This is a genomic window from Pseudomonas vlassakiae (assembly GCF_014269035.2).
Taxonomy (GTDB): domain Bacteria; phylum Pseudomonadota; class Gammaproteobacteria; order Pseudomonadales; family Pseudomonadaceae; genus Aquipseudomonas; species Aquipseudomonas vlassakiae.
Map to the genome: position 1 here is coordinate 82,632 of NZ_JABWRP020000018.1, position 25,401 is coordinate 108,032.

General features: G+C 63.1%; 24 protein-coding genes. 5 read left to right on the forward strand and 19 right to left on the reverse strand.

The features are described from left to right. Nucleotides 1-121 precede the first annotated feature (121 nt). The 4 genes from HU738_RS21195 to sdhC are packed head-to-tail and all read right to left on the reverse strand — an operon-like array spanning nucleotide 122 to nucleotide 3,362. Nucleotides 122-826, reverse strand: a complete 705-nt coding sequence (locus HU738_RS21195; protein WP_012315348.1) for a succinate dehydrogenase iron-sulfur subunit — start codon at nucleotides 824-826, stop codon at nucleotides 122-124. An 11-nt stretch (nucleotides 827-837) separates the two neighbouring features. Next, nucleotides 838-2,610: a succinate dehydrogenase flavoprotein subunit gene (gene sdhA / locus HU738_RS21200; RefSeq protein ID WP_176506501.1), complete on the reverse strand. Its 1,773-nt coding sequence runs from the start codon at nucleotides 2,608-2,610 to the stop codon at nucleotides 838-840. 3 nt (nucleotides 2,611-2,613) lie between these two features. Continuing rightward, nucleotides 2,614-2,982 (reverse strand): succinate dehydrogenase, hydrophobic membrane anchor protein, encoded by a 369-nt coding sequence (gene sdhD, locus HU738_RS21205; protein WP_027921320.1) that lies wholly within the window; start codon nucleotides 2,980-2,982, stop codon nucleotides 2,614-2,616. Next, nucleotides 2,976-3,362, reverse strand: coding sequence for a succinate dehydrogenase, cytochrome b556 subunit (gene sdhC / locus HU738_RS21210; protein ID WP_012315350.1), 387 nt, complete (start codon nucleotides 3,360-3,362; stop codon nucleotides 2,976-2,978). The genes sdhD and sdhC overlap by 7 nt, the downstream gene beginning before the upstream one ends. Before the next feature lie 350 nt (nucleotides 3,363-3,712). On the opposite strand from sdhC, the gene gltA reads away from it, so the two are divergent. Further along, nucleotides 3,713-5,002: a citrate synthase gene (gene gltA / locus HU738_RS21215; RefSeq protein WP_054884059.1), complete on the forward strand. Its 1,290-nt coding sequence runs from the start codon at nucleotides 3,713-3,715 to the stop codon at nucleotides 5,000-5,002. Nucleotides 5,003-5,071: 69 nt separating this feature from the next. Here the strand turns inward: gltA and HU738_RS21220 are convergent, their stop codons facing one another. The 9 genes from HU738_RS21220 to HU738_RS21260 form a co-directional block, all read right to left on the reverse strand. Beyond that, the gene (locus tag HU738_RS21220; RefSeq protein ID WP_186603746.1) at nucleotides 5,072-5,677 is read right to left on the reverse strand and encodes an START domain-containing protein; all 606 of its coding nucleotides are present in this window, start codon (nucleotides 5,675-5,677) and stop codon (nucleotides 5,072-5,074) included. A gap of 33 nt (nucleotides 5,678-5,710) precedes the next feature. Further along, entirely contained in the window at nucleotides 5,711-5,965 is a 255-nt protein-coding gene (locus HU738_RS21225; RefSeq protein WP_176506502.1) for a YkgJ family cysteine cluster protein, read from the reverse strand. 124 nt (nucleotides 5,966-6,089) lie between these two features. Beyond that, the gene (locus HU738_RS21230; protein ID WP_186603747.1) at nucleotides 6,090-6,560 is read right to left on the reverse strand and encodes a hypothetical protein; all 471 of its coding nucleotides are present in this window, start codon (nucleotides 6,558-6,560) and stop codon (nucleotides 6,090-6,092) included. Nucleotides 6,561-6,627: 67 nt separating this feature from the next. Continuing rightward, entirely contained in the window at nucleotides 6,628-8,070 is a 1,443-nt protein-coding gene (locus tag HU738_RS21235) for an aminotransferase-like domain-containing protein (RefSeq protein ID WP_054884063.1), read from the reverse strand. Between the two features lie 201 nt (nucleotides 8,071-8,271). Further along, a complete protein-coding gene (locus tag HU738_RS21240; protein ID WP_176506504.1) occupies nucleotides 8,272-9,084 on the reverse strand; it encodes an OmpA family protein in 813 nt (270 codons plus the stop codon). Beyond that, nucleotides 9,081-9,434 (reverse strand): DUF4398 domain-containing protein, encoded by a 354-nt coding sequence (locus HU738_RS21245; RefSeq protein WP_054884065.1) that lies wholly within the window; start codon nucleotides 9,432-9,434, stop codon nucleotides 9,081-9,083. The genes HU738_RS21240 and HU738_RS21245 overlap by 4 nt, the downstream gene beginning before the upstream one ends. A gap of 9 nt (nucleotides 9,435-9,443) precedes the next feature. Further along, nucleotides 9,444-10,265, reverse strand: a complete 822-nt coding sequence (locus HU738_RS21250; protein WP_186603748.1) for a substrate-binding periplasmic protein — start codon at nucleotides 10,263-10,265, stop codon at nucleotides 9,444-9,446. A gap of 79 nt (nucleotides 10,266-10,344) precedes the next feature. Further along, on the reverse strand, nucleotides 10,345-11,274 hold the full coding sequence (locus HU738_RS21255; RefSeq protein ID WP_176506507.1) for an electron transfer flavoprotein subunit alpha/FixB family protein: 930 nt from the start codon (nucleotides 11,272-11,274) through the stop codon (nucleotides 10,345-10,347). Next, the gene (locus tag HU738_RS21260; RefSeq protein WP_176506508.1) at nucleotides 11,275-12,024 is read right to left on the reverse strand and encodes an electron transfer flavoprotein subunit beta/FixA family protein; all 750 of its coding nucleotides are present in this window, start codon (nucleotides 12,022-12,024) and stop codon (nucleotides 11,275-11,277) included. 531 nt (nucleotides 12,025-12,555) lie between these two features. On the opposite strand from HU738_RS21260, the gene HU738_RS21265 reads away from it, so the two are divergent. Next, nucleotides 12,556-14,238 (forward strand): electron transfer flavoprotein-ubiquinone oxidoreductase, encoded by a 1,683-nt coding sequence (locus HU738_RS21265; RefSeq protein WP_186603749.1) that lies wholly within the window; start codon nucleotides 12,556-12,558, stop codon nucleotides 14,236-14,238. A gap of 66 nt (nucleotides 14,239-14,304) precedes the next feature. On the opposite strand, the gene HU738_RS21270 is transcribed toward HU738_RS21265, so the two are convergent. From HU738_RS21270 to HU738_RS21280, 3 genes are all read right to left on the reverse strand, one after another. Further along, entirely contained in the window at nucleotides 14,305-15,636 is a 1,332-nt protein-coding gene (locus tag HU738_RS21270; protein WP_186603750.1) for an MFS transporter, read from the reverse strand. Nucleotides 15,637-15,706: 70 nt separating this feature from the next. Then, nucleotides 15,707-16,186 (reverse strand): response regulator, encoded by a 480-nt coding sequence (locus tag HU738_RS21275; protein ID WP_054884073.1) that lies wholly within the window; start codon nucleotides 16,184-16,186, stop codon nucleotides 15,707-15,709. A gap of 171 nt (nucleotides 16,187-16,357) precedes the next feature. Next, nucleotides 16,358-16,834 carry a sigma-70 family RNA polymerase sigma factor gene (locus HU738_RS21280; protein ID WP_186603751.1) on the reverse strand — a complete coding sequence of 159 codons (477 nt, stop codon included), beginning with the start codon at nucleotides 16,832-16,834 and terminating at the stop codon, nucleotides 16,358-16,360. Nucleotides 16,835-17,038: 204 nt separating this feature from the next. On the opposite strand from HU738_RS21280, the gene HU738_RS21285 reads away from it, so the two are divergent. The 3 genes from HU738_RS21285 to HU738_RS21295 are packed head-to-tail and all read left to right on the forward strand — an operon-like array spanning nucleotide 17,039 to nucleotide 21,580. Then, nucleotides 17,039-18,196 (forward strand): efflux RND transporter periplasmic adaptor subunit, encoded by a 1,158-nt coding sequence (locus HU738_RS21285; protein WP_186603752.1) that lies wholly within the window; start codon nucleotides 17,039-17,041, stop codon nucleotides 18,194-18,196. After that, entirely contained in the window at nucleotides 18,197-20,161 is a 1,965-nt protein-coding gene (locus tag HU738_RS21290) for a MacB family efflux pump subunit (protein ID WP_186603753.1), read from the forward strand. 3 nt (nucleotides 20,162-20,164) lie between these two features. Then, nucleotides 20,165-21,580: an efflux transporter outer membrane subunit gene (locus tag HU738_RS21295; RefSeq protein WP_186603754.1), complete on the forward strand. Its 1,416-nt coding sequence runs from the start codon at nucleotides 20,165-20,167 to the stop codon at nucleotides 21,578-21,580. Nucleotides 21,581-21,636: 56 nt separating this feature from the next. On the opposite strand, the gene HU738_RS21300 is transcribed toward HU738_RS21295, so the two are convergent. The 3 genes from HU738_RS21300 to HU738_RS21310 form a co-directional block, all read right to left on the reverse strand. Continuing rightward, nucleotides 21,637-23,028 (reverse strand): aspartate aminotransferase family protein, encoded by a 1,392-nt coding sequence (locus tag HU738_RS21300; protein WP_186603755.1) that lies wholly within the window; start codon nucleotides 23,026-23,028, stop codon nucleotides 21,637-21,639. 152 nt (nucleotides 23,029-23,180) lie between these two features. Then, nucleotides 23,181-24,503, reverse strand: coding sequence for an ATP-binding protein (locus HU738_RS21305; protein ID WP_186603756.1), 1,323 nt, complete (start codon nucleotides 24,501-24,503; stop codon nucleotides 23,181-23,183). Then, a complete protein-coding gene (locus HU738_RS21310) occupies nucleotides 24,500-25,183 on the reverse strand; it encodes a response regulator (protein ID WP_027921299.1) in 684 nt (227 codons plus the stop codon). Before HU738_RS21310 ends, HU738_RS21305 begins: the two co-directional genes overlap by 4 nt. Nucleotides 25,184-25,401 lie beyond the last annotated feature (218 nt).

Consider the following 25,401-nt stretch of genomic DNA (forward strand, 5'->3'; position numbering starts at 1 on the left):
CCCTGCTGGTCTCATATCTTCATAGGTATCGAGCGCGGGCTTTTTGGGTCCTTGCTCAGGTTTTACCTCAGTGCGGGCTCAGCGCCCGCACCTCGGCTTACTGCAGTTACAACGCTTTGTATCAGGTGCCGCTTTGCAGCAGCATGTTACGTACGTGACCGATTGCCTTGGTCGGGTTCAGACCCTTCGGGCAAACGTTGACGCAGTTCATGATCCCGCGGCAGCGGAATACGCTGAACGGGTCATCCAGGGACGCCAGGCGCTCCTGGGTCTTGGTGTCACGGCTGTCGGCCAGGAAACGGTAGGCTTGCAGCAGAGCGGCCGGGCCCAGGAACTTGTCGGGGTTCCACCAGAACGACGGGCAGGAGGTCGAGCAGCAAGCGCACAGGATGCACTCGTACAGACCGTCCAGCTTGTCGCGGTCTTCCGGCGACTGCAGACGCTCGATGGCCGGAGCCGGCGTATCGTTCTGCAGGAACGGCTTCACCTTCTCGTACTGCTTGTAGAAGATGCTCATGTCGACCACCAGGTCACGAATGACCGGCAGGCCTGGCAGCGGACGCAGGACCAGCTTGTTACCCTTGACCACGCCCGACAGCGGGGTGATGCAGGCCAGGCCGTTCTTGCCGTTCATGTTCATGCCATCGGAACCGCAAACGCCTTCGCGGCAGGAGCGACGGTACGAGAAGCCCTCGTCCTTTTCCTTGATCAGCGCCAGCACGTCCAGCACCATAAGGTCCTTGCCACCGGTATCGACGTCGAACGACTCCATCTTGGGCGCCGAGTCGGTGTCCGGGTTGTAACGATAAACTTCGACTTTCAACATAGCAGCCACCCTTAGTAAGTCCGGACTTTTGGTTCGAAGGCTGGAACAGTCTTCGGCGCAAAGTTGACACCACGCTTGGCGACGCGCTTCTCACCCGGGTAGTACAGGGTGTGGCACAGCCAGTTTTCGTCGTCACGGTCTTCGAAGTCTTCACGGGCGTGAGCGCCGCGGGACTCTTTACGGGCTTCGGCCGCAATGGCGGTAGCTTCGGCGACTTCCAGCAGGTTCTGCAGCTCCAGCGCCTCGATACGCGCGGTGTTGAAGGCCTTGGACTTGTCGTTGATCTTGACGTTGGCGATGCGCTCACGCAGGCCAGCCAGCTGCTCGATACCCTTCTGCATGTATTCGCCAGTACGGAATACACCGAAGTAGTTCTGCATGCAGCTCTGCAGCTCACGCTTCAGGCTGGCAACGTCTTCACCGGAAGTACGCTCGTTGAGCTTGTTCAGGCGGTTCAGGGCGACATCGATATCGGTATCGCTGGCGTCGCGGTATTCCACGCCTTCGCTCAGCGACTTCTCCAGGTGCAGGCCGGCGGCGCGGCCGAACACCACCAGGTCGAGCAGCGAGTTGCCGCCCAGGCGGTTGGCACCGTGTACCGATACGCACGCCACTTCACCTACGGCGAACAGACCTGGAATGATCTGGTCCTTGCCTTCGGCGTCCATGGTGATGGCCTGGCCATGAATGTTGGTGGCAACACCACCCATCATGTAGTGGCAGGTCGGAACGACCGGGACCGGCGCGACGACCGGGTCGACGTGGGCGAAGGTCTTGGACAGTTCGCAGATACCTGGCAGGCGGCTGTGCAGCACTTCCTCGCCCAGGTGGTCCAGCTTCAGCAGCACGTGGTCCTTGTTCGGGCCCACGCCGTTGCCGGCGATGATTTCCTTGACCATGGAACGGGCAACCACGTCGCGGCCAGCCAGGTCCTTCGCGTTCGGCGCGTAACGCTCCATGAAGCGCTCGCCGTGGGCGTTGATCAGGTAGCCACCTTCACCGCGGCAACCTTCGGTGACCAGTACACCGGCGCCGGCAATACCGGTCGGGTGGAACTGCCACATTTCGATGTCCTGTACCGGTACGCCTGCACGCAGGGCCATGCCGATACCGTCACCGGTGTTGATCAGGGCGTTGGTGGTGGAGGCGTAGATACGGCCGGCACCGCCAGTGGCCAGTACGGTGGCCTTGGACTTGATGTACAGGGTTTCGCCGGTTTCGATGCAGATCGCGATCACACCCACGAATGCGCCGTCCTGGTTCTTCACCAGGTCAACGGCGTAGTACTCGTTGAGGAAGGTGGTGCCGGCCTTGAGGTTGCCCTGGTACAGGGTGTGCAGCAACGCGTGACCGGTACGGTCGGATGCAGCACAGGTACGGGCGGCCTGGCCACCTTTACCGAAGTCCTTGGACTGGCCACCGAACGGGCGCTGGTAGATGCGGCCGGTTTCGGTACGCGAGAACGGCAGGCCCATGTGGTCCAGCTCGAAGACCGCAGCCGGGCCTTCCTGACACATGTATTCGATAGCGTCCTGGTCACCGATGTAGTCGGAGCCCTTGACGGTATCGTACATGTGCCAGCGCCAGTCGTCGTTCGGGTCGGCCGAAGCGATGGCGCAAGTGATGCCGCCCTGGGCGGATACAGTGTGCGAACGGGTCGGGAAGACCTTGGTGACTACGGCAGTCTTGTGACCGCCCTGGGCCAGCTGCAGCGCTGCGCGCATGCCGGCACCGCCGCCACCGATGATGATGGCGTCGAAGGAAATGGTTGGAATGCTAGCCATGGATCAGATACCCCAGAGAATCTGCACACCCCAGACGAAGTAAGCGAACATCGCAACGCCGCATACCGCCTGGAACAGGAAACGAATCGCAGTCGCCGACTTGCCGAACGACATCGGCGTCAGGTAGTCGGTGGCGATGGTCCACATGCCGACCCAGGCGTGAGCGCCAAGGGCAACCAGGGCCAGCAGACTGAAGATCCGCATCGCGTTGTTGGAGAACAGACCATGCCACTGGGTGTAGTCGATGCCTGGGTGGCAGACCACGTAGCCGATCAGGAAAATGAAGTAAGCCGCGAGAACGACCGCCGATACGCGCTGCGCCATCCAGTCATAGAGGCCCGAACGCGACAGGTTCGTGACATTGGTTACCATACCCAAACTCCCACCAGAACGATCAGCACCACGGAGATGACGATCACGATTTTCGAGCCCAGCTTGCCGCCTTCCAGCGTCTCACCGATGCCCATGTCCATGATCAGGTGGCGTACACCTGCCACGAGGTGATAAAGCAGGGCGGACAGCAGGCCCCAGGTCACGAACTTGGCCAGCGGGCTGGTCAGACACGCCTTCACCTCACCGAAGCCTTCCTCGGAACCCAGCGACTTGCCCAGTGCATAAAGCATGATGGCAAGGCCGAGGAACAGGATGACGCCGGAGATACGGTGCAGAATGGACGTGTACGCAGTGACAGGAAGCTTGATGGTCCTTAGGTCTAGGTTTACAGGTCGTTGGCTTTTCACGGCTTTTTTCACACTGAAGAGCCCCTAGCGAATCAGGGCAAAGTTGTTGGTAAGTGTACTGGTCAGGTACCCACCACCCAGGGAACGGCGACCCCAGCAGTTCGGGCTTGCAAGCCCATGGGAGTCGGGTGCCGAGTATAGACAGTTAGGCTGCTTATGACAACGTGACGGGGTAGCCCAAATAGCGGATTGCCTTTAGCGAGCAAAAGGCGTAAATGGGCGAGAATTTCGTGAAAAATCAGGCCTCGAAGGCCGTTTCAACCAGCCTTTAGGCAAATTGACATTCGAATTTACTTCTCTATAGTGGTGCGGGCCCTGCGTGGGGGGCTGTCTGATGATTTCAAGCATTAATAGGAGGCCACATGGCTGACAAAAAAGCGCAGTTGGTCATCGAGGGCGCTGCCCCCGTCGAGCTGCCCATTTTAACCGGCACCGTTGGTCCTGATGTAATCGACGTCCGCGGGTTGGGGGCCACTGGTCACTTCACCTTCGATCCTGGTTTCATGGCGACTGCCTCGTGCGAGTCGAAGATCACCTACATCGACGGCGACAAAGGCGTGCTGCTGCACCGCGGCTACCCGATCGAACAGCTCGCCGAGCAATCGGATTACCTGGAAACCTGCTACCTGCTGCTCAACGGCGAATTGCCGAATGCCGAGCAGAAGGCCCAGTTCGTCAGCACCGTCAAGAACCACACCATGGTTCACGAACAGCTGAAGTCCTTCTTCAACGGTTTCCGCCGCGACGCACACCCGATGGCGGTGATGTGCGGCGTGGTCGGCGCCCTGTCGGCGTTCTACCACGACTCCCTGGACATCAATAACCCGCAACACCGCGAAATCTCCGCGGTGCGCCTGGTCGCCAAGATGCCGACCCTGGCCGCAATGGTTTACAAGTACTCCATGGGCCAGCCGATGATGTACCCGCGCAACGACTTGTCGTACGCGGAAAACTTCCTGCACATGATGTTCAACACCCCGTGCGAGATCAAACCGATCAGTCCGGTACTGGCCAAGGCGATGGACCGGATCTTCATCCTCCACGCCGATCACGAGCAGAACGCCTCCACCTCGACCGTGCGCCTGGCAGGCTCGTCGGGCGCCAACCCGTTCGCCTGTATCGCTGCCGGCATCGCCGCACTGTGGGGCCCGGCCCATGGCGGCGCGAACGAAGCGGTGCTGACCATGCTCGATGAAATTGGCGATGTTTCCAACATCGACAAGTACATCGCCAAGGCCAAGGACAAGAACGACCCGTTCAAGCTGATGGGCTTCGGTCACCGGGTTTACAAGAACCGTGACCCGCGCGCCACCGTGATGAAGAAGACCTGCGACGAAGTCCTGGGCGAGCTGGGCATCAAGAACGATCCGCAGCTGGAACTGGCCATGCGCCTGGAAGAGATCGCCCTCACCGATCCGTACTTCATCGAGCGCTCGCTGTACCCGAACGTCGACTTCTACTCGGGCATCATCCTGAAGGCGATCGGCATTCCGACCAGCATGTTCACCGTGATCTTCGCCCTGGCACGCACCGTCGGCTGGATCTCGCACTGGAAAGAAATGCTCTCCAGCCCGTACAAGATCGGCCGCCCTCGCCAGCTCTACACCGGCGAACTGCAGCGCGACATCGTCGAGCTGAAGGACCGCAAGTAAGCCTTACCCGCCGAACGCAAAAGGCTGCCCTCGGGCAGCCTTTTTTATTGCCTTGCCGGCGAGTCGACCTCAGTTCTTCTCGGCCCGCTCGCGCAACGCCTTGAGGGTATTGAACGGCGAATCGACCACGAACTTGTTGGCGATCATCGAGGGCACGCTGCCGCCCGGCTCGGTGTGCACCTGGTAAGTCACTTCGGTACTGTCACCCTTGGGCACCAGCTTCCAGAAACCTTCCACCTTCGCCACCCGCACAAAGCCCTTTTCTTCCGGGATATACGTTGGCTCTTCTTTGAGGTTTCGCGTCAAGCTGCCATCCGCACCCTTGACCGTGGTCACGCGCAACACCGAGTCCCGGGGCGTCACCGGCCACGGTGTATTGAACTGGGTGTAGGTCCAGCTCTGGTCGCCTTCGTGCTTGAGCAGCTTTTGCGACCTGCATTCGTGAATCCACGAGCAAGCCCCTGCCACATCCTCCTGCAGCGCCTGCACCTTGGCCAATGGCGCCTTGATGACGGTCACGCCCTGGTAGGCCTTGTACTTGGAGCCCGGCACCTCACTGAGCGAGACCTTGATCCCCTCTTCGTCCTTGGCCACCTGCCAGTTCTCGGCCCAGGCCGCCGGCGCCAGCAGGACACCCATGCCACACAGCAGTGCAATACGCTTGAACGATCTCATCATGTTTATCCTTGTTGTCGAAGATCCAGCCTCTCACGCCGCCGTCATCTGCTCCCACCAGCCAAGAATCCTGATTGCCTCGTCGCGGTTACTGCCGCACACCTCGATATCCGCCTTGAATCCACCGCACACCGCCGGCCGCTCGGGCTTGCCGAACAGGTCACAGAGGTTTTCAGGCGTCAGGTGCAGGCAGCGCTCGCCCGCCGGCTTGCCCTGTGGCATGCGCGGCATCGCCGAGCTGATGGATGGGGCGATGCAACAGGCACCACAACCCTCACGACACTTCATGGCTGAATCAGGACTCCCTGGAACAAAACGGGACGAACGTCCCTGGATAGTAACCGCTCAAACATACGTTTGAAATTGCTGGCCCGATGAAATCTGCCGTGACCCAGCAGTCAGTTGAGCCTGCTCAATTGCGGAACTGGAAATCGATTGCCGCACCTTCCACTTCGTGGCGACTGTCGTTGCGCAGCTGCAGCTGCATCTCGTTGCTGATCAAACGGCCGTTGAGCTGGAACGGACTGTCGCTGGATTCCGGTTTTTCGGCGAACATGGCGGGTAGCAACGGCTTGCGACGAGTCGCTGGATCGCCGACTTCAGGCTCGAGATTGTTGACCATGTCAGTCGGCAGGCTCAAGTCCAGCCTGGCCTTGGGCAACGGCTGCGTGACCGCCTTGCTGACCGACTTGGCTTTGACTTTGGCTTTGGCCTTGCTGGCAGCCGGCTTGGCCTTCGCTACCGGCTTCGCTGGCGCCTTGCCTGCTGCCTTGTCATGCCCCGCCTGCACCTGGGCAGCAGGCTGGGCAGCCTGAACCACACCGCAAGGCAGGTAGAACGGGGCAATACAGATAAACAGGGCAGCACTACGCAACAGGTTCATGGACATCGACAGGCAGACGGGGCTGGAAAAGTGCGTATGCTCCCCGTTCCGCCCGCGGCTGGCAAGCCTACAAAAGCGAGGACTGCGATTCTCTGCATAATTGCTGGGCCAACAGGCCAAGCGTGATAACCGCGCGCTCGGCCTCCTTGTTCCATGGAATGCCACAGTTGAGCCGGATGCAGTGGTTGAACTGTTCGGTGTTACTGAAGATCAACCCGGGCGCGATACTGATGCCCTGCTCCAGCGCACGCACATGCAACTCTTGGGTATTGACCCGCCCCGGCAGGCTGACCCAAAGGATGAAACCGCCGGTTGGCCGGGTCATCTGGGTACCTTCCGGGAAGTGCTGCTGCACCGCCAGCTGGTAGGCGCTGAGGTTCTTGCGGTACTCCTGGCGGATATAGCGCAGGTGCCGGTCGTAGCCACCGTTCTCCAGGTACGCCGCCACGCCCATCTGCGTCACGCTGCACGCCGAATGAGTGGTGAAGGTCTGCAGGCGCTGGATTTCATCCTGGTAACGCCCTGCCACCATCCAGCCAACCCGCACCCCGGGCGAAAGGGTCTTGGAAAAGCTCGAGCAATAGATGACCCGGTCCAGCCGGTCGAAGGCCTTGAGCGCCTTGGTCTTGCCCTGCTCGAACATCAATTCGCCATAGATGTCGTCTTCGACGATCTGGATATCGAAGTCCGACGCCAGGCGCAGCAACTGCTTCTGTCGCTCCTCAGGCACCGTGCCACCCAGCGGATTGCTCAGGCGCGTGGTGAGCACCAAGGCCTTGATCGACCACTGATTGGCGGCCAATTGCAAAGCTTCAAGGCTGATCCCAGTGGATGGGTCACTGGGGATTTCGATGACCTTCAGCCCCAGCAGGTCCGCCAATTGCAACAGCCCGTAATAGGTCGGCGACTCGGCTGCGATCAGGTCCCCCGGGCGGGTCAGCACCCGCAGCGACATCTGCAAGGCATCGACACAGCCATGTGTGACGATCACCTCGCGCGGGTCGACCAGCACACCGGCGTCGCGCATGCGGATTGCGATCTGCCTGCGCAGTGGCTCGAAGCCAGGGCTGAACATATAGCTGAAGGCACGTGGGCTGTGAAAGCGGGTGACCTTGGCGATCTGCTGATGCAGCGCACGCACCGGCAGGTAGTCGACGTGCGGCACGGCGGCGCCGAACGGGAACACGCCATCGCGACGCGCCTCGGTCAGCACCTGCTGAATGATGCTGGCCCGCGTAACCAGCCCAGGGCGCTCGACGCGAGCGATATCCGGGGTCTGCGCAGTCAGGGCGGGAGTCTGGTGCACATAGTAGCCCGACTGCGGCCGGGCCCGGATCAAGCCCTGATCCTCGAGATTGGCGTAGGCCTGCAACACCGTGGCATGGCTGACGTTGAGCTGGGCACTCATCTTGCGCACGGACGGTACGCGCTCACCTGGCTGATAGACACCGCGACGGATGTCATCGGCCAGTTGCTGGGCGATACGCTGGTACAGCAGCAGGTTGGTCATGGCGGTATCTCGATGCGCAGGCGGCCTGTTGTTCTTGTACGACTTTACTGACGGTAGAGCATACCGTAACAGTTGCAAAGTGTACTGGGACAGATGGCAAGTTAGTCAACAATACAGTGTGTGACCGCCATCTAACTGATTAACCGCGGGCCGCTCCGCCCTATCGAAAAGGGCCGCTAAGCGGCCCCTGGTGTTTCGAAGTCAGCGTGCCGGGGCAAGCCTGCCCTTATCGTCAGAGAAAACGATTTCCACCCGGCGGTTCTGCGCCCTGCCCCGCTCCGACGCATTGGCCTCGATCGGGTATTGGTCGCCGTAACCCTCGACCTGCATGCGCTTCTCATCGATCCCCAGGTCGACCAGCATGTCAGCCACCGACTGGGCACGATCGCGCGACAGCTTGAGGTTGTCCTCAGGCGCGCCAGTGCTGTCGGTATAGCCCTCGATCCGCACCACGCGGCGCGGATTGAGCTGGAGGAACTGCACCAGCTTGAGCACGGTGCGGCTGGCCGAGTTCTTCAGGTCGGCACTGCCGGTATCGAACAGCACATCGCTCAGGGTCATCACCAGACCTCGGTCGGCCTGCTCCGAAGCCAACGCGGCAATCTGGTTCTCCACCCACTTGCCCTGCTGCTGCACACTGGCCAATTTGGCCTCTCGCAAGGCAAGCTGGAGACGCTGGCGCTCAAGGTCGAGCTTGGTCCGACGCTCCTCGCTCAGCGCCAGCTTGGCGTGCTCGCTGGCGATCTCACTGTAGCGCTGGCTCAGGTAGGCATAGTGGCGCACGTCGCTGCCCGTACCAATGTAGCCGGAGAGGCGCTCGGCGCGGGACAGCGATTCACCGGCACGAAGCACGTCACGCGGGGCGCTGCGCAGTACGTCGGCATCGTCCTTGACCTTCTGGAAGGCCACCGTCGCATCATCCAGTGCCGCCGAACTGCGCTGGCTGGCACAGCCCTGCAAGCCGGCCGATAGCACCAGCAGCGCCAGTACGGTTTTCGCATTGAGGCTGATCATGGCTGCACCTCCAACTGCTTGCGCAGGCGCTTGACCCGCGATTGCAGCAACTGAAGCTGCTCTTCGCTCTTCTGGTTCAGCACCTGGGCCTCGGCCAGGCGGGCGTCCAGTTCGGCCTGCTCGGCACGCATGCGTGCGTCACGGTAGTCTTCGGTCAGCATGTTGGTCTTGGCCCGGGCGAACTTGTCTTCGGCCAGCTTGAGCGCCTCGACCTGGTCGCTGGCACCAACTGCCTTGGCCTGTTCCAGCGCCTGCTCGGTGATTCGCATCTGCTCATTGGGCGCCGGGTCGTTGGCGCAGCCTGCCAGGCCGAGCATGGCCACGGCCAGGATAAGGGATTGGGTTCTCACGCACTCTTCCTAATGTTTTGGGGCGTCCGCCTGCACTTGCATCTGCGCTTTCCAGCGCTCGACATTACGCTGCAGCACGGCTTCGGACGCACCGGAGACCGGCAATTCTGTCAGCTTTTTCGCCAGTTGCCCACGCAACCACGCATCATTGCAAGCCGAATTATGCGACACGGCCAGGTACAGGCCTGGGCGGTCGACCGGCAAGCCGCGGGCGATGAGGTTATTGCTCATGCCCAGGCTCTGGGTCATTGCCATGCCCGAGTAGCGCCCGGCCAGCACATAATCGACCTGGCCCAGCACCAGTTTCTGAAAGGCCTGGGTGAGGTTCTGCGCCGGGTCCAGCTTCAGCTGAGCCTTGGCGAAAGCGGTGAATGCCGGCGTCAGGCGCGCGCGTTCGGAGAGGCTGCCCTGATACTTGGCCAGGTCTGCCGGGCCGTCGAACTCCAGCGTGGCATCGTGACGGGTCCAAACCAGGTATTCATTGAGCTGCAACGGCGGGTGGATGTAGTCCAACGCAGTCAACTGCTGCACTTGCATGGGGGTGTCGAGCAGCAAATCCATGCGCCCGCTGCGCACCTCCTCCAGCGCCTGATCGCGCCGACCGGCACTGAGCACCTCGACTTTCACGCCCAATTCGCCGAGGACCTGGCGCAACAGGTCGACATTGGCGCCAACCAGGTGTTTCGGGTCGAGCGGGTCCTGCCAGGAATAGGGTGGTGCGTCCGGACTGCCAGTGGCCACCAGGCGCTCGCACTTGCCTGCCGCCATCACCGCCGACGACAGCAGCGCCACCATGCATGCCAGCACCCTGCCCGCTTCGCGCATTACCATCCTTCACTCCTTGCCCTGCAACAAAAAAGCCCGGCCCTCAGTGCGAGGGCCGGGCTTCTTTATAAGTGAAGCAGGCGGATCAGACCAGCTTTTCCAGCTCTGGAACGGCCTCGAAGAGGTCGGCAACCAGGCCGTAATCGGCAACCTGGAAGATCGGTGCTTCTTCATCCTTGTTGATCGCGACGATCACCTTGGAGTCCTTCATGCCCGCCAGGTGCTGGATCGCGCCGGAGATACCGACGGCGATGTACAGCTGAGGCGCGACGATCTTGCCGGTCTGGCCGACCTGCATGTCGTTCGGCACGAAGCCTGCGTCGACCGCGGCGCGCGAGGCACCGACGGCAGCGCCGAGCTTGTCGGCCAGGCTGTACAGGTGCTTGAAGTTGTCACCGTTGCCCATGCCACGGCCGCCGGACACGACGATCTTGGCAGCGGTCAGCTCTGGGCGGTCGGACTTGGCCAGCTCTTCGCCAACGAAGGCCGAGATACCCGCGTTGTGCGCAGCGCCGACAGCCTCCACGGCAGCCGAACCACCTTCGGCGGCCACGGCGTCGAAACCAGTGGTACGCACCGTGATGACCTTGATGGCGGCGTTCGATTGCACGGTGGCAATGGCGTTACCGGCGTAGATCGGGCGCTTGAAGGTATCGGCGGACTCGACCGAGATGATCTCGGAGATCTGGTCCACGTCCAGCAGCGCAGCGACGCGTGGCAGGATGTTCTTGCCATTGGTGGTGGCCGGAGCCAGTACGTGGCTGTAACCCTTGGCCAGCTCGACGATCAGCGGCGCGACGTTCTCCGGCAGCACATGGGCGTAGGCGGCGTTATCGGCAACCAGCACCTTGGCTACGCCAGCGATCTTGGCAGCGGCTTCGGCGACACCACCGACGTTGGCGCCTGCGACCAGTACATGGATATCACCACCGATCTTGGCGGCAGCGGCGACGGTGTTCAGGGTGGCCGGGGCTACGGCACCGTTCTCGTATTCAGCGACAACCAGGATAGTCATTTAGATTACCTTCGCTTCGTTCTTCAGCTTCTCGACCAGTTCGGCCACCGATTTGACCTTGATGCCAGCGCTGCGGGCAGCCGGCGCTTCGACTTTCAGGGTCTTGTTGGTGGAGGCGAGGGAAACGCCCAGCGCGTCTGGAGTGAGGGTCTCCAGCGGCTTCTTCTTGGCCTTCATGATATTCGGCAGCGACGCGTAGCGTGGCTCGTTCAGGCGCAGGTCGGTGGTGACGATGGCCGGCAGGTTCAGCGAAACGGTCTGCAGGCCGCCGTCGATCTCGCGAGTGACGTTCAGCTTGTCGCCAGCGACTTCGACCTTGGAGGCGAAGGTGCCCTGGGCGAAGCCGGTCAGCGCGGCCAGCATCTGGCCGGTCTGGTTGTTGTCACTGTCGATGGCTTGCTTGCCGAGGATGACCAGCTGAGGCTGCTCCTTGTCGACAACGGCTTTGAGCGCCTTGGCCACGGCCAGGGAATTCAGCTCGTCAGCGGCTTCGACCAGAATGGCGCGGTCAGCACCCAAGGCCAGGGCAGTACGCAGCTGCTCCTGGGCAGTGGCCGGACCGACGGAGACAACAACGATCTCGGTGGCGACGCCCTTTTCCTTCAGGCGTACGGCTTCTTCCACGGCGATCTCGCAGAAGGGGTTCATGGACATCTTGACGTTAGCAAGGTCGACGCCGGAGTTGTCCGCCTTGACGCGAACCTTGACGTTGTAGTCGACCACTCGTTTGACAGCTACAAGAACCTTCATGGATTCCTCGTTACTCTCCGGTGAATAGATAGTCGCCTGGGGCAGAGCCCTGCGATGCGCGTGGGTACAAGGGCACCTCTAAAAACGTACCGGAAGGGGCATACTTCAGGGTGACCGAACAGTCTTGTCGCGACTGTTGCGGCAAATACCCACGGGTCATTTTCTGTCGTGGCGTGTAAACTCCACTACAAATCGGCATTCATGCCGACAACCCTGCTCCACACCTGGTCTTTAGAGGTGTACCTGCGCCCGGCTGCAAGCCTACGGCGAACGTAAAACCGCTCGTATCTTGACCGTAACACCCAATCCGGTCAATACGGCAAATCGGTCACCTTCCAGCCGCGCTCCTGTGATTTTACTGGGCTCCGGCAAATTCAAACAAACGTTTGTATTGGACCCGCCAAGTGGTGTAGATATAATGCGCGCCAAGACAAAACGGTGTATTCCATCCATTGCGTAGCTACAGTTTCGCGCCAGTAAAGCGCCGCCGCACGCAAGCACCCATAAGACATAGCAACAGCACGAGCCTTGATGAGTAGGAGAGAACCTGTGGAACGCGAATACATGGAATTCGACGTGGTCATCGTCGGCGCAGGCCCTGCCGGCCTGTCCGCCGCCTGCCGACTGAAGCAGAAGGCCGCCGAAGCCGGTAGCGAGATCAGCGTCTGCGTGGTGGAAAAAGGCTCCGAAGTAGGTGCTCATATTCTCTCCGGCGCGGTGTTCGAACCCCGCGCCCTGAACGAGTTGTTCCCCGACTGGAAAGCACTCGGCGCACCGCTCAACACCGAAGTGAAACGCGACGATATCTATGTGCTCAAGGATGCGGGCAGCTCGACCAAGGTCCCTGACCTGTTCGTGCCCAAGACCATGCATAACCAGGGCAACTACATCATCTCCCTGGGCAACCTGTGCCGCTGGCTGGCCCAGCAGGCCGAAAACCTGGGTGTGGAAATCTACCCAGGCTTCGCCGCCCAGGAAGCGTTGTTCGACGAAAACGGCGTGGTCCGCGGCATCATCACCGGCGACCTGGGTGTCGACCGCGAAGGCAACCCGAAGGAAGGCCTGTATACCCCGGGCATGGAACTGCGTGCCAAATACACCCTGTTTGCCGAGGGCTGCCGTGGCCATATCGGCAAGCAACTGATCAAGCGCTTCAACCTCGACAGCGAATCCGACGTCCAACACTATGGCATTGGCCTGAAGGAAATCTGGGAAATCGACCCGGCCAAGCACGAGCAGGGCCTGGTCGTGCACACCGCAGGCTGGCCGCTGGACGTGACCAGCAAGGACAACACCGGCGGATCGTTCCTCTATCACCTGGAAAACAACCAGGTAGTCGTCGGCCTGATCGTCGACCTCTCCTACGCCAACCCGTATCTGTCGCCGTTCGATGAATTCCAGCGCCTCAAGCACCACCCGGTGATGAGCCAGTACCTCGAAGGCGGCAAGCGCATCAGCTACGGCGCCCGTGCCATCTGCAAGGGCGGCCTGAACTCGCTGCCGAAAATGGTGTTCAATGGCGGCGCGCTGATCGGCTGCGACCTCGGCACCCTGAACTTTTCCAAGATCAAGGGCAGCCATACCGCGATGAAGTCCGGCATGCTCGCCGCCGACGCGGTGGCCGATGCACTGATCGCCGGCAGCGAGGGCGGTGACCAGCTCAACGGTTACGTCAGCGCCTTCAAGGCCAGCTGGCTGTATGAAGAACTGTTCGCCAGCCGCAACTTCGGCCCTGCGCTGCACAAGTTCGGGCCACTGCTGGGCGGTGCGTTCAACTATGTCGACCAGAACTGGTTCGGCGGCAAGCTGCCGTTCACCCTGCACGACACCAAGCCGGACTATGCCTGCCTCAAGCTTGCGTCCGAGTCGAAAAAGATCGACTACCCGAAACCGGACGGCAAGCTCAGCTTCGACAAGCTCAGCTCGGTATTCCTCTCCAGCACCAACCACGAAGAGGAACAACCCTGCCACCTGAAACTGACCGACCCGAACGTACCGATCGCCAGCAACCTGCCGCTGTACGACGAACCCGCCCAGCGTTACTGCCCGGCAGGCGTGTACGAAGTGGTCAGCCAGGAAGACGGCAGCAAGCGCTTCCAGATCAACGCCCAGAACTGCGTACACTGCAAGACCTGCGACATCAAGGACCCGGCCCAGAACATCACCTGGGTCACCCCTGAAGGCGCTGGCGGGCCGAACTACCCGAACATGTAAGGCCACCGCCCTTGCAGCAACCCAAAGCCCCCGATTCGTGAGAGTCGGGGGCTTTTTTTGCATCGGCTAGTGCAACTTGTCAGCACACATGATCGGCAGCGGCTCCGCTGCAAACGCCAAGGGTTCACGACGCCCGAAATACACGGCGGTCAGCAGCCCCACCGTGCCCATGATCAGACAAAAGCCGACACACACCCACGGGCTCCACGGCATCAGAGCGATCAGCGCCAGCGGCGTGGTACTGGCCCACAGCGCGTAAGCCACGTTGTATGTAAATGAGATCCCAGATACGCGGATCTCGGCCGGGAACAGCCCGACCATCACCGAGGGCACCACCCCCACTACGCCACAGCCCAGCCCAGCCAGCGCATAAGCCAGCCACGTCATGCCCCACTGCCCCACCAGGCTGGCATACAGCGCACCGATGCCCAGCGGTAGCAGCAGGCTGTAGATCATCAGTGCACGCCAGGCGCCCAGACGGTCGACCAGCAGCCCGGCCAGCACACAGCCGATATTGAGGAAGACGATGCCCACGCTGCTCAAGGCGAAGGTATGCCCCGCCGTCATGCCGAAGCGTTGCTGCATCACTGTCGGGGTAATCACTACCAGAACCACTACCGCAGAGGTCAGTACGCAGGTCAGCAGTGCCGCCGGGATCAACGCCGAGCGGTGCTCGCCCAACACCTGCCGCAGCGGGAACTTGACCGGTTGCTCCTGACGCGTGCGCAAGGCCAGGAACACCGGGGTCTCACTGAGCCAGCGGCGCAGCCACACACCGATCACGCCAAACACCCCACCGAGCAGGAAGGGGTAACGCCAGGCGTAATCGAGAATCTCCTGCGGCGTGAACACTTGCGCCAGGGCTGTCGCCGTCAGCGCCCCCAGCAGGTAGCCAAAGGTCAGCCCCGCCTGCAGGAAGCCCAACGCATAACCACGACGTCCGTTTGGCGCATGCTCGGCGACGAAGGTCCACGCGCTCGGCACCTCACCCCCTACGGCGGCACCCTGCAGGATGCGCAGCGCCAACAGGATCAGCGGTGCCGCATAGCCAATGTCGGCATAGGTCGGCATCACCCCGATCAGCAGGCATGGCAGGGCCATCATCAGGATGCTCAGACTGAACACCCGCTTGCGCCCGAGGTGGTCGGCGAAGTGGGCCATCAGGATGCCGCCCAGCGGCCGTGCCAGGTAACCGGTGACGAAAATGCCGAAGCTCTGCAGCAAGCGCAGCCACTCGGGCATCTGAGGCGGGAAGAACAGCTGGCTGAGGGTCAGGGCAAAGAACACGAAGATGATGAAATCGTAGATTTCCAGCGCGCCGCCCAGCGCCGCCAGGCCCAGGGTCCGGTGGTCGCTACGGCTGAACCGGGGCGGGCGAGCGGTATCGATGGCAGTCATGGCAGGGGTCCGCAGATCGGCAAAGGGCAAGAGGATAGCAAATGCTCGCCGCCTTGCCCCAGCAACGCCACTAACGGCTGAACACGGTGTGGCCGAAGTTCCTCGGCTTGCGCGGCGGTACCGGGCCACCCTTGAGCCCGGAAGGCAGGGCAATCTTGCCGACCAGCACGGGGCTGTCGATGATTGCCATGAAGGATTGCAGTGCCTCGTTATCCGGTACCTGGGGCAGGCTCACACTGACGGCCTGGCGCTCGGTCTGCGGCACGACAGGCACTTTCAGGTGTTGCGAATGGTAAAGCAAGGCATGCTGAATCTGCGCATTGACCCGGCAGAACCGTGCCAGGTCGACGCCGGCGTGGCTGGCCAGCTCGATATTGCCCAGCAGCAGGTTGAACGGTTGCAAGGCGCACTGCACCAGCCGCTGCAACTCTTCAAAGGACTCGACCGGGGCAATCCGGTAGTAGCCAAGGCCATTGAGCAGTTTTTCCAGCTGCAGGCGCTGGTGCGGGTGCTCGTCGGCTATCAGGATGCGCAGGGTCTTGTTTGTCATTGTCGGACCTGGGCCGTCAGGTGAATGAGGGACAGCTCCCTGACCGAACTGCGCCAGCAACAGGCAACTACCAGGGCTGCACCTGGAGGGGTCAATCTAGATAGTTGTCGGGAAACGGGGAGAAATCAAGTGGCCATCACACAGAATTTTCACCTGCCCTTCACTGCGGATTCAGGACTCCCACAGCCGCATGCGCACACGGCAGTGCTTCATGGCGTTGACGATATGCTTCTCCACCAGGCTGCGGGAAATATCCAGGCGCTCGGCTATCTGCTGGTGGGACAGACCATCGAGCTTACGCAACAGAAAGCACTCCCGGCACACGCTGCTCAGCTCATCCAGGGCCTTTTGCATCATGGCCAGGCGCTGGTCGAGCTGCAGGTCCTGCTGCAATTCCGCGCTGAGCAAGCGCCCATCGGTATCCAGCGCATCCAGGGATTCGGCCTGGCGCACCCGGTGGCGCCGGTGCCGGTCGATCACCAGGTTGAGCGCGGTTCGGTAGAGGAACGCTCGCGGATGCTCGATCTGCCCGCTGTCGGTACGTTCCAGCACTCGCAGATAGGCATCGTGGGCAACGTCCTCCGCTGCCTGGCGATTGCCCAGGCGCGCACTCAGGAAGCTCACCAGTTCGCGATAATAATGTTCCACAACAGCACCTGAAATCGTCCTTGCAACCCACGTGCGGGACTGAGTGATACCGGGCTGTGATAGTACAAATTATAACTATTCTCAGCAACACACCCTCTACCCTCTCGTTCAGGCTAAATCCACCCGGCCAGCCTTCGTTTATCTGGGACTTCGGTGCGTGCCACGATTGGCAGCGCGTGACCACTACCCTGGCTGGAAGTCCGCATGAGCCGTTCAACCTCCCCCCGCCGCCAGTTCATTCTCGCTGGCCTGGGCCTGCTTAGCCTGGGCTGCCTGCTGGCCTGGCACACCCTGCCCATGGGGGCGCAACCGCTCGCTACCGTCACGGTCACCCGGGCAGACATCGAAAGCAGCGTCACGGCCCTGGGCACCTTGCAGCCCCGGCGCTATGTAGATGTGGGCGCGCAGGCCTCTGGGCAGATCCGCACCCTGCACGTGGAAGCCGGCGACCCGGTGCGCAAGGGCCAGCTGCTGGTCGAAATCGACCCTTCCACCCAGCAGGCGCGGCTGGACGCCGGGCGCTTCTCCATCGACAACCTCAAGGCCCAGCTCGCCGAACAGCGAGCGCAGTTCGAGCTGGCCGACCGACAGCTCAAGCGCCAGCGCGAGCTTGCCGCCGCCGGCGCCACCCGCGATGAGGACATCCAGGCCGCTGCCGCCCAGCTCAAGGTCACCCAGGCACGAATCGACATGTTTCAGGCGCAGATCCGCCAGGCTCAGGCCAGCCTGCGCAGCGCCGAGGCGGAACTGGGCTACACGCGTATCTATGCGCCGATGGATGGCACGGTGGTCGCCGTCAACGCCCGCGAAGGCCAGACCCTCAACGCCCAGCAACAGACCCCCTTGATCCTGCGCATTGCCAAGTTGTCGCCCATGACCGTGTGGGCGCAGGTCTCGGAAGCGGATATCGGCAAGGTGAAACCCGGCATGACCGCCTACTTCACCACGCTGTCCGGAGGCAAACGCCGCTGGAACAGCAAGGTGCGGCAAATCCTGCCGATTCCACCCAAACCACTGGAACAGACCAGTCAGGGTGGCGGCAGCCCGTTGAATGCTGCCAATCAAGTGGTGCAATACACCGTGTTGCTCGACGTCGACAACCCGGATGGCGCGCTGATGGCTGACATGACCACCCAGGTATTCTTCGTTGCCGGCCAGGCCAGCCAGGTCCTGACCGTGCCACTGGCCGCGCTGGACGACAACGGCGGCCTGTCCATCGCGCGCGTGCTCGACCCGCACGGCAAGGTGGTGCAGCGCCAGGTGCGCACCGGTCTCAGCGACCGCCTGCGCGTCCAGGTGCTGGACGGGCTCAGCGAAGGTGAGCAACTGCTGATGGGCGCCCCCAGCGCCAGCGGAGGCTGAATGACTGCGCCGCTGATCGAGCTGGTCGATATCCGCAAATCCTACGGCGGCCAGGACAGCCCCAAGGTCGATGTGCTGCGCGGCATCAGCCTGAGCATCCAGCCGGGCGAGTTCGTTGCCATCGTGGGTGCGTCCGGGTCCGGGAAGTCGACATTGATGAACATACTTGGCTGCCTCGATCGCCCGACGTCGGGCATCTACCGCTTCGCTGGCAAGCACGTGGCCGAGCTGGGTAACGACGAACTGGCCTGGTTGCGCCGCGAGGCGTTCGGCTTCGTGTTCCAGGGCTACCACCTGATCCCCTCCGGCTCGGCCCAGGAAAACGTCGAGATGCCGGCCATCTATGCCGGTACGCCCGCCAGCGAGCGGCACGCCCGTGCCGCCGCCCTGCTCGCCCGCCTGGGCCTGGCCAGCCGCAGCGCCAACCGCCCGCACCAGCTCTCGGGCGGCCAGCAGCAACGGGTGTCGATCGCCCGGGCACTGATGAACGGCGGCCATATCATCCTCGCCGACGAACCCACGGGGGCGCTCGACAGCCACAGCGGCACCGAAGTCATGGCGCTGCTCGACGAACTGGCCAGCCAGGGCCATGTGATCATCCTGATCACCCACGACCACAAGGTGGCGGCGCGTGCCCAGCGGGTGATCGAGATACGCGACGGCCGGATGATCAGCGACAGCGCGACCGACCAGGCGCCTTGCCCTGCCCGCCAGACATTGCAAGCCGACGACCTGCGTCAGCGCCTGGACCGAGGCGCGACCCTGCGCGGGGCCTGGAAAGGCGAGCTGCTCGAAGCCCTGCAGGCTGCCTGGAGGGTGATGTGGGTGAACCGCTTTCGCACCGCCCTGACCCTGCTCGGTATCGTCATCGGGGTCGCGTCGGTGGTGGTCATGCTGGCCGTCGGCGAAGGCAGCAAGCGCCAGGTCATGGCGCAGATGGCCGCCTTCGGCTCGAACATCCTCTACCTCAACAGCAAGCCCGCCACACTGGGCGAACCTGCCGGCACGATCACCCTCGACGACGTCGACGCCATTGCCCAGCTACCGCAGGTCCGGCAGATCATGCCGGTGCTGGGCGAAAAGGTGATGGTGCGCCATGACAACAACAGCCAGCAGTTCTACGTGGGCGGCAACAACAACCAGTTCCCGCTGATCTTCAACTGGCCGGCGGTGGAAGGGGCGTTCTTCACTGATGCCGACGAAGCCAGTGGCGCAGCGGTGGCAGTGATCGGCCAGAAAGTCCGGGAGAAAATGCTCGAGCCAGACCGCGACCCGCTTGGCCAGTACCTGCTGATAGGCAACGTACCCTTCCAGGTCATTGGCATACTCGCCGGCAAAGGCGCGAGTTCCGGCGACCAGGATGCCGACGGACGCATCGTGGTGCCCTACTCGGCCGCGGCGATCCGCCTGTTCGGCCAGCGGGCCCCCGACTACATCACCGTCGCCGCCGCCGACGCGGCGCGGGTCGATGAAACCGAAGCTGCCGTCGACCGCCTGCTGCGCCAGCGTCACCAGGGCCGTCACGATTTCGAACTGACCAACTCGGCCGCGCTGATCCAGGCCGAGGCACGCACCCAGAACAGCCTGTCGCTGATGCTCGGGGCGATTGCCGCGATCTCGCTGCTGGTCGGTGGCATCGGGGTGATGAACATCATGCTCATGACCGTGCGCGAACGCACCCGCGAAATCGGCATCCGCATGGCCACCGGCGCACGCCAGCACGACATCCTGCGCCAGTTCCTCAGCGAAGCGGTGATGCTGTCGATGGTCGGCGGCATGGCCGGCATCGGCTTGGCCCTGCTGATCGGCGGCGCCTTGATGCTGGGCCAGGTTGCCGTGGCCTTCACCCTGCCCGCCATGCTCGGTGCGTTCTCCTGCGCCGTTCTCACCGGCATCGTGTTCGGCTTCATGCCGGCCCGCAAAGCCGCCCGACTCGACCCGGTCAAAGCCCTCACCAGCGAATAACCCATGACCCTGCCAAGCCGCATCAGCCTGTTGTCCCTGAGCCTGGGCCTCGCCGCCTGCAGCCTGCCGCCCGTACCACCCAGCGGCATCGCTGCACCTTCGGTCTGGCAAAGCACAACTCTCCAACCTGCTGCCAGCCTGCCCTCGGCACAATGGTGGCAGGGCTTTGACAGCGCCGAGCTGGGCCGCCTGGTCGAACGCGCCCGGTCCAATGCCCACGACCTTGCCGCCGCCACGGCGCGCGTGCGCCAGGCTCAGGCACGGGCGGTGATCGCCGGAGCGCCGCTGCTGCCGGAACTCAAGTTCGAGCTCGACGGCAGCCGCCAGCGCCTGCTGCACGGCGAGGGCTATGACCAGCTCGATGTCAGCCAATACGAACGGACCAGCACGTCGTTCGGCATGCAATTGGTCGCCAGCTACGAGATCGACTTCTGGGGCGGCCTGCGTGCGGCCCGCGCAAGTGCCCTGCACAGTCTCGACGCCAGCCGCTTCGATCGCCAGACGGTCGAGTTGACGCTGGTCAGCAGCGTGGCCAACAGTTACCTGCAGGGCCTGGCCCTGGAAGAACAACTGCGCATTGCCCGCCTCAACCTGCGTAACGCCCGTGATGTCCTGGTGCTGGTCGAAACGCGTCAGCGCGCCGGCTCGGCGACACGCCTGGAACTGGCCCAGCAGCGCAGCCTGGTCGCCGCCCAGGAACGGCAAGTGCCGCTGCTTGAGCAACAGTGGCAAGACAACCGCGTTACCCTGGCTACACTGCTGGGCGACCCGGTCCAGGCCCTGCCCACCGCCCGCGAAACGTTGGCCACCGTGAACTGGCCGCCCGTTGGCAGCGGCGTGCCCAGCGAACTGCTTGCCCGGCGCCCGGACATCGCCGCCGCCGAAGCTCGCCTGGCCGCCGCCAGCGCCAATGTGCAAGTCGCCAGGGCAGCCCTGCTACCGAAAGTGACCTTGGGCGCCAACCTCGGCACCGGCGCACGCACCCTGCCCGAGGTCTTCGACAGTACCTATTACACGTTGACTGCCGGCCTGGTCGCGCCGATCTTCAACAACGGCCGGCTGCGGGCGGCTCAGCAGTTGGCCGAAGCCGAGCAGGACGAGCTGCTGGAAAGCTACCGCAACAGCATCCTGGCCGGCTTCGCCGATGTCGAAAAGGCCCTCAATGCCGTCCACGGCGTTGAACAGCAACGCCAGTGGCAGGACCGGGAGGTCGAGCAAGCACAGCTAGCCTTCGACCTGGCTCAACGGCGCTACGCGGCCGGGGCCGAGACCCTGCTGAGCGTGCTCGAAACCCAGCGCACGCTTTATCTCGCCCAGGACCAGCAAGCGCGGCTGCGCCTGGCTCGCCTGCAGGGCAGCGTGGCGTTGTACAAGGCACTCGGGGGTGGTTGGCAGTTGACGCATGCGGACAAGGGCTGATTCAGCCTGGGCATGACGAGGCCTGACAGGAGGGCCGCAACGCGGCCCTTCCGGATTCACACAGCGGCGGCCACGGCCTCGGCAAAGCGCTGCGCCACCTCGTCGATCTGCTGGGCGCTGATGATCAGCGGCGGCAGGAAGCGCACCACGGCGCCATGGCGCCCGCCCAGTTCAAGGATCAAGCCACGCTTGAGGCATTCGCGCTGGACCTTCGGTGCCAGCACCCGGTTGGCAGGCGGATGGCCCAATGCATCGGTCTGCCCCTGTGGATCGACCAGCTCCACCCCAAGCATCAGGCCCCGGCCACGGATATCACCCAGTTGCGGATAATCCCGCTGCAGCCGCTGCAGATGCCCTCGCAAGCGCAGGCCCATGGCCTCGGCGTGTTCGGCCAGACGGTGCTCGACCAGGTAGTCGATCACCGCCGAACCGGCCGCCATGGCCATCTGATTGCCGCGGAAGGTGCCAGCGTGGGCACCTGGCTTCCAGGTATCCAGCCAGTCGCGGTACACCACCACCGCCAGCGGCAGGCTGCCACCGATGGCCTTGGACAGCGTGACCACGTCCGGCACGATGCCGGCATGTTCGAAGGCGAACATCCGCCCGGTACGGGCAAAGCCGCTCTGGATTTCGTCGACGATCAGCGCCACACCAGCCGTTTCAGTGATACACCGCACACCCTTGAGCCATTCGATATCGGCCGGGATCACCCCGCCTTCGCCCTGCACCACTTCAAGGATCACCGCCGCTGGCAGCGGTACGCCGCTTTCCGGGTCCAGCAGGAGGTTTTCCAGATAATGCAGGTTGGCCTTGACCCCGGCTTCTCCGCCCAGGCCGAACGGGCAACGGTAGTCATAGGGGTACGGCATGAACTGCACGCCGTTGCTCAGCAATGCCCCCAGTGGCTGCTTGGGGCCGTGGCTGCCCATCAGGCTCAGCGCGCCTTGGCTCATGCCGTGGTAGGCACCCTGGAACGCCAGCACCGTGCTGCGCCCGGTGGCGCCGCGCACCAGCTTGAGCGCTGCCTCCACCGCGTCGGTGCCGGTCGGGCCGCAGAATTGCACCTTGGCCTCGCGGCGCAAGGCGTCAGGCAGGATGCCAAACAGGTCCTGGACGAAGCGGTCTTTCACCGGCGTGGTCAGATCCAGCGTGTGCAGCGGCAGTTCGTCAGCCAGCACGCGCTGGATCGCTTCGATCACCACCGGGTGGTTGTGACCCAGGGCCAGCGTTCCAGCACCGGCCAGGCAGTCGATGAACTGACGGCCCTCGACGTCCTCGACGTAGATGCCACGGGCACGCTTGAGCGCCAGCGGGATGCGCCGGGGGTAGCTGCGGGCATTGGATTCCTGTTGCTGCTGGCGCTGCAGCAAGGGCGAGTCAGTGAATTCGTACAATGGTTGCGGCGCGCTGGCCGGCGGGACCTGGGCAAGGCTGGTAGCGGTGGACATGGGTGAATCCTCGCAAGCAAGCGAATGGGCAGTTATCGCTTGGAAAACGCTTGAGTGCGGGGAGGATTTAGCGGTTGTTGCGGGAAATTCGCTAGCCTGTACCGGCCCTTTCGCGGGTTTACCCGGGAAAGGACCGGTACAGGCAATAAAGATCAGCTTGCCCCACGCGCTGGCACCTGTAGCACCACCCGCAGCCCATCACTGCGGCTGTCGAACCTGAGGCTGCCAGCACAGCGCTGCACGATCGCCTGAACGATCGCCAGCCCCAACCCACAGCCACCGCTCTGCCCGTTGCGCCAGAAACGCTCGGTCAGGTGCTGCAGATCGGCTTCGGCAATCCCCGGACCATGGTCGCGCACCATGAACCCCACCTGCCCATCGGCCATCTGCACTTCCAGCTCCACCTCGGTATCGCCGCCATGGCGCAGGGCGTTGTCCAGCAGGTTGCGCAAGGCCGCCACCGCCAGCGGCGCAGGCATGCCCAGGTAGATCTGTGCAGCCTCCTGCGGCAGGTGCAAAACGATACGCCGGTTGTCGCCGCCGCCGGCGTCCTGCACTGCCTGACGGGCAACCTGCTCGGCGCTGCACTGCACGCCGTCGTCGAACGACAGGCTGCCCTCGACCCGCGCCAGCATCAACAACTGCTCCAGGGTCCGATGCATGCGGTCGGCGCCTTGTTCAGCATGCTCCAGCGCCTGCTCGCGCACCGCACCGTCGGTCATGCGCGCCACCTGCAGGTGGGTCTTGATCGCCGTCAGCGGGCTGCGCAGTTCGTGCGCGGCATCATCCGTCAGGCGCCGTTCACGCTCGATGGTCTGGGCGATACGCAGGAACAGCTGGTTCTGCGTATCGAGCAAGGGTTGCAGCTCGCTGGGCAAGCCGGCCACCTGCAACGGCTCGACACTGTCGGCACGCCGTCGGCGCAAAGCGTCGCGCATCCGATTGAGCGGTTCCAGGCCTTTGCCCAAGCCGATCCACAGCAGCCCGAGGCTGCCGAGCAAGGCCATCAGCACCGGCGCCGAGGCGGCCAGCAGAATCGACTGGTTCAGCGCCTCACGCTCCATGTGCCGATCGGCGGTGGTGATGCGCACGTCACCGTGGTTGTAGGTGAAGGTGCGCCACAACGCACCATCGATGGTCTGATCGCGGAAGCCGCTGCGCTGGTCATCCATGGCGCCGTCGTGCTTGTGGTTGCTGGCAAGGATCTCGCCGCGCAGGGAAGTCACCTGGCAGGCCATACCGTCGGGCACACTCAACTGGTCGGCGGAAAAATGAGCATCCTCGCCCTTGGCTGCCAACGGTTGCGGCAGCTGGTCGATCAGCCCGGCGACCATGCGCGCCGACGCCACCAGGCGCTGGTCCAGGGAGAACATCATCTGTTGGCGCAGGTCGCGCAACATCCACGCGGCTGCCAGCGCCCAGATGATGATGAAGGCGGTGCCGAGAATCAGGCTGAGGCGTACCCGCAGGCTCATGAAGCGGCTTCCTCTGGCGCCTGTGCCGGCCCCAGGCGATAACCCAGACCGCGCACGGTTTCGACAATGCTGTTGCCAAGCTTGCGGCGCAGGTGGTGGATATGGACGTTCAATGCGTTGCTCTCGACCTCGTCGCTGAAGCCGTACACACAGTCCTTGAGTTGTTCGCTGGACAGCACCCGGCCGGGGTTCTGCAACAGCGCCTGGAGCAGCGCCTGCTCGCGCCGCGACAGGTCTACCGGCTGGCCGGCCAGGGACGCTTCGCAGCTGCTCGGGTCGTAGCGCAGCGGGCCGTGCTCGATCACATTGACCGCCCGCCCCGCCACCCGGCGCAGCAGGGTATGCAGACGCGCAGCCAGTTCGCGCAGGTCGAAGGGTTTGAGCAGGTAGTCGTCGGCACCGGCCTGCAGGCCGTCGACGCGATCGGTGACGGCGTCGCGCGCGGTCAGCACCAGCACGGGCAGGTCCACACCTTGCTGGCGAAGGCGGCGCAGCAGTTTCAGGCCGTCTTCGTCGGGCAGGCCGAGGTCGAGGATCATCACGTCGAACTGCGCTGCCTGCAGCAGAGCCCGGGCGCTGGCGGCATTGGCCACGCGATCGACGGTCAGGCCCTGGGCGGTGAGGCCGGCGCAGATGCCGCTGGCGATCAGGTCGTCGTCCTCGCAGAGCAGAACGTGCATGGTGGTGGCTCCCGGAGTGGTGTGGCGGCATTGCACTATGGGGGGATTAAGGGGGGATTATGGACCTTTTTGTGTTTGCCTTGCTGCTTTCAGCGCCTATGCGATCGAGCGCCGCGCGGGCGGCGCTCGATCTCAAAGGCAACAAATCCCTCAAGCCCTACCCATCGCAAAAACACCTCAATCCCGCCCCGTCTCCCCCATCAACAACGAAATAGACT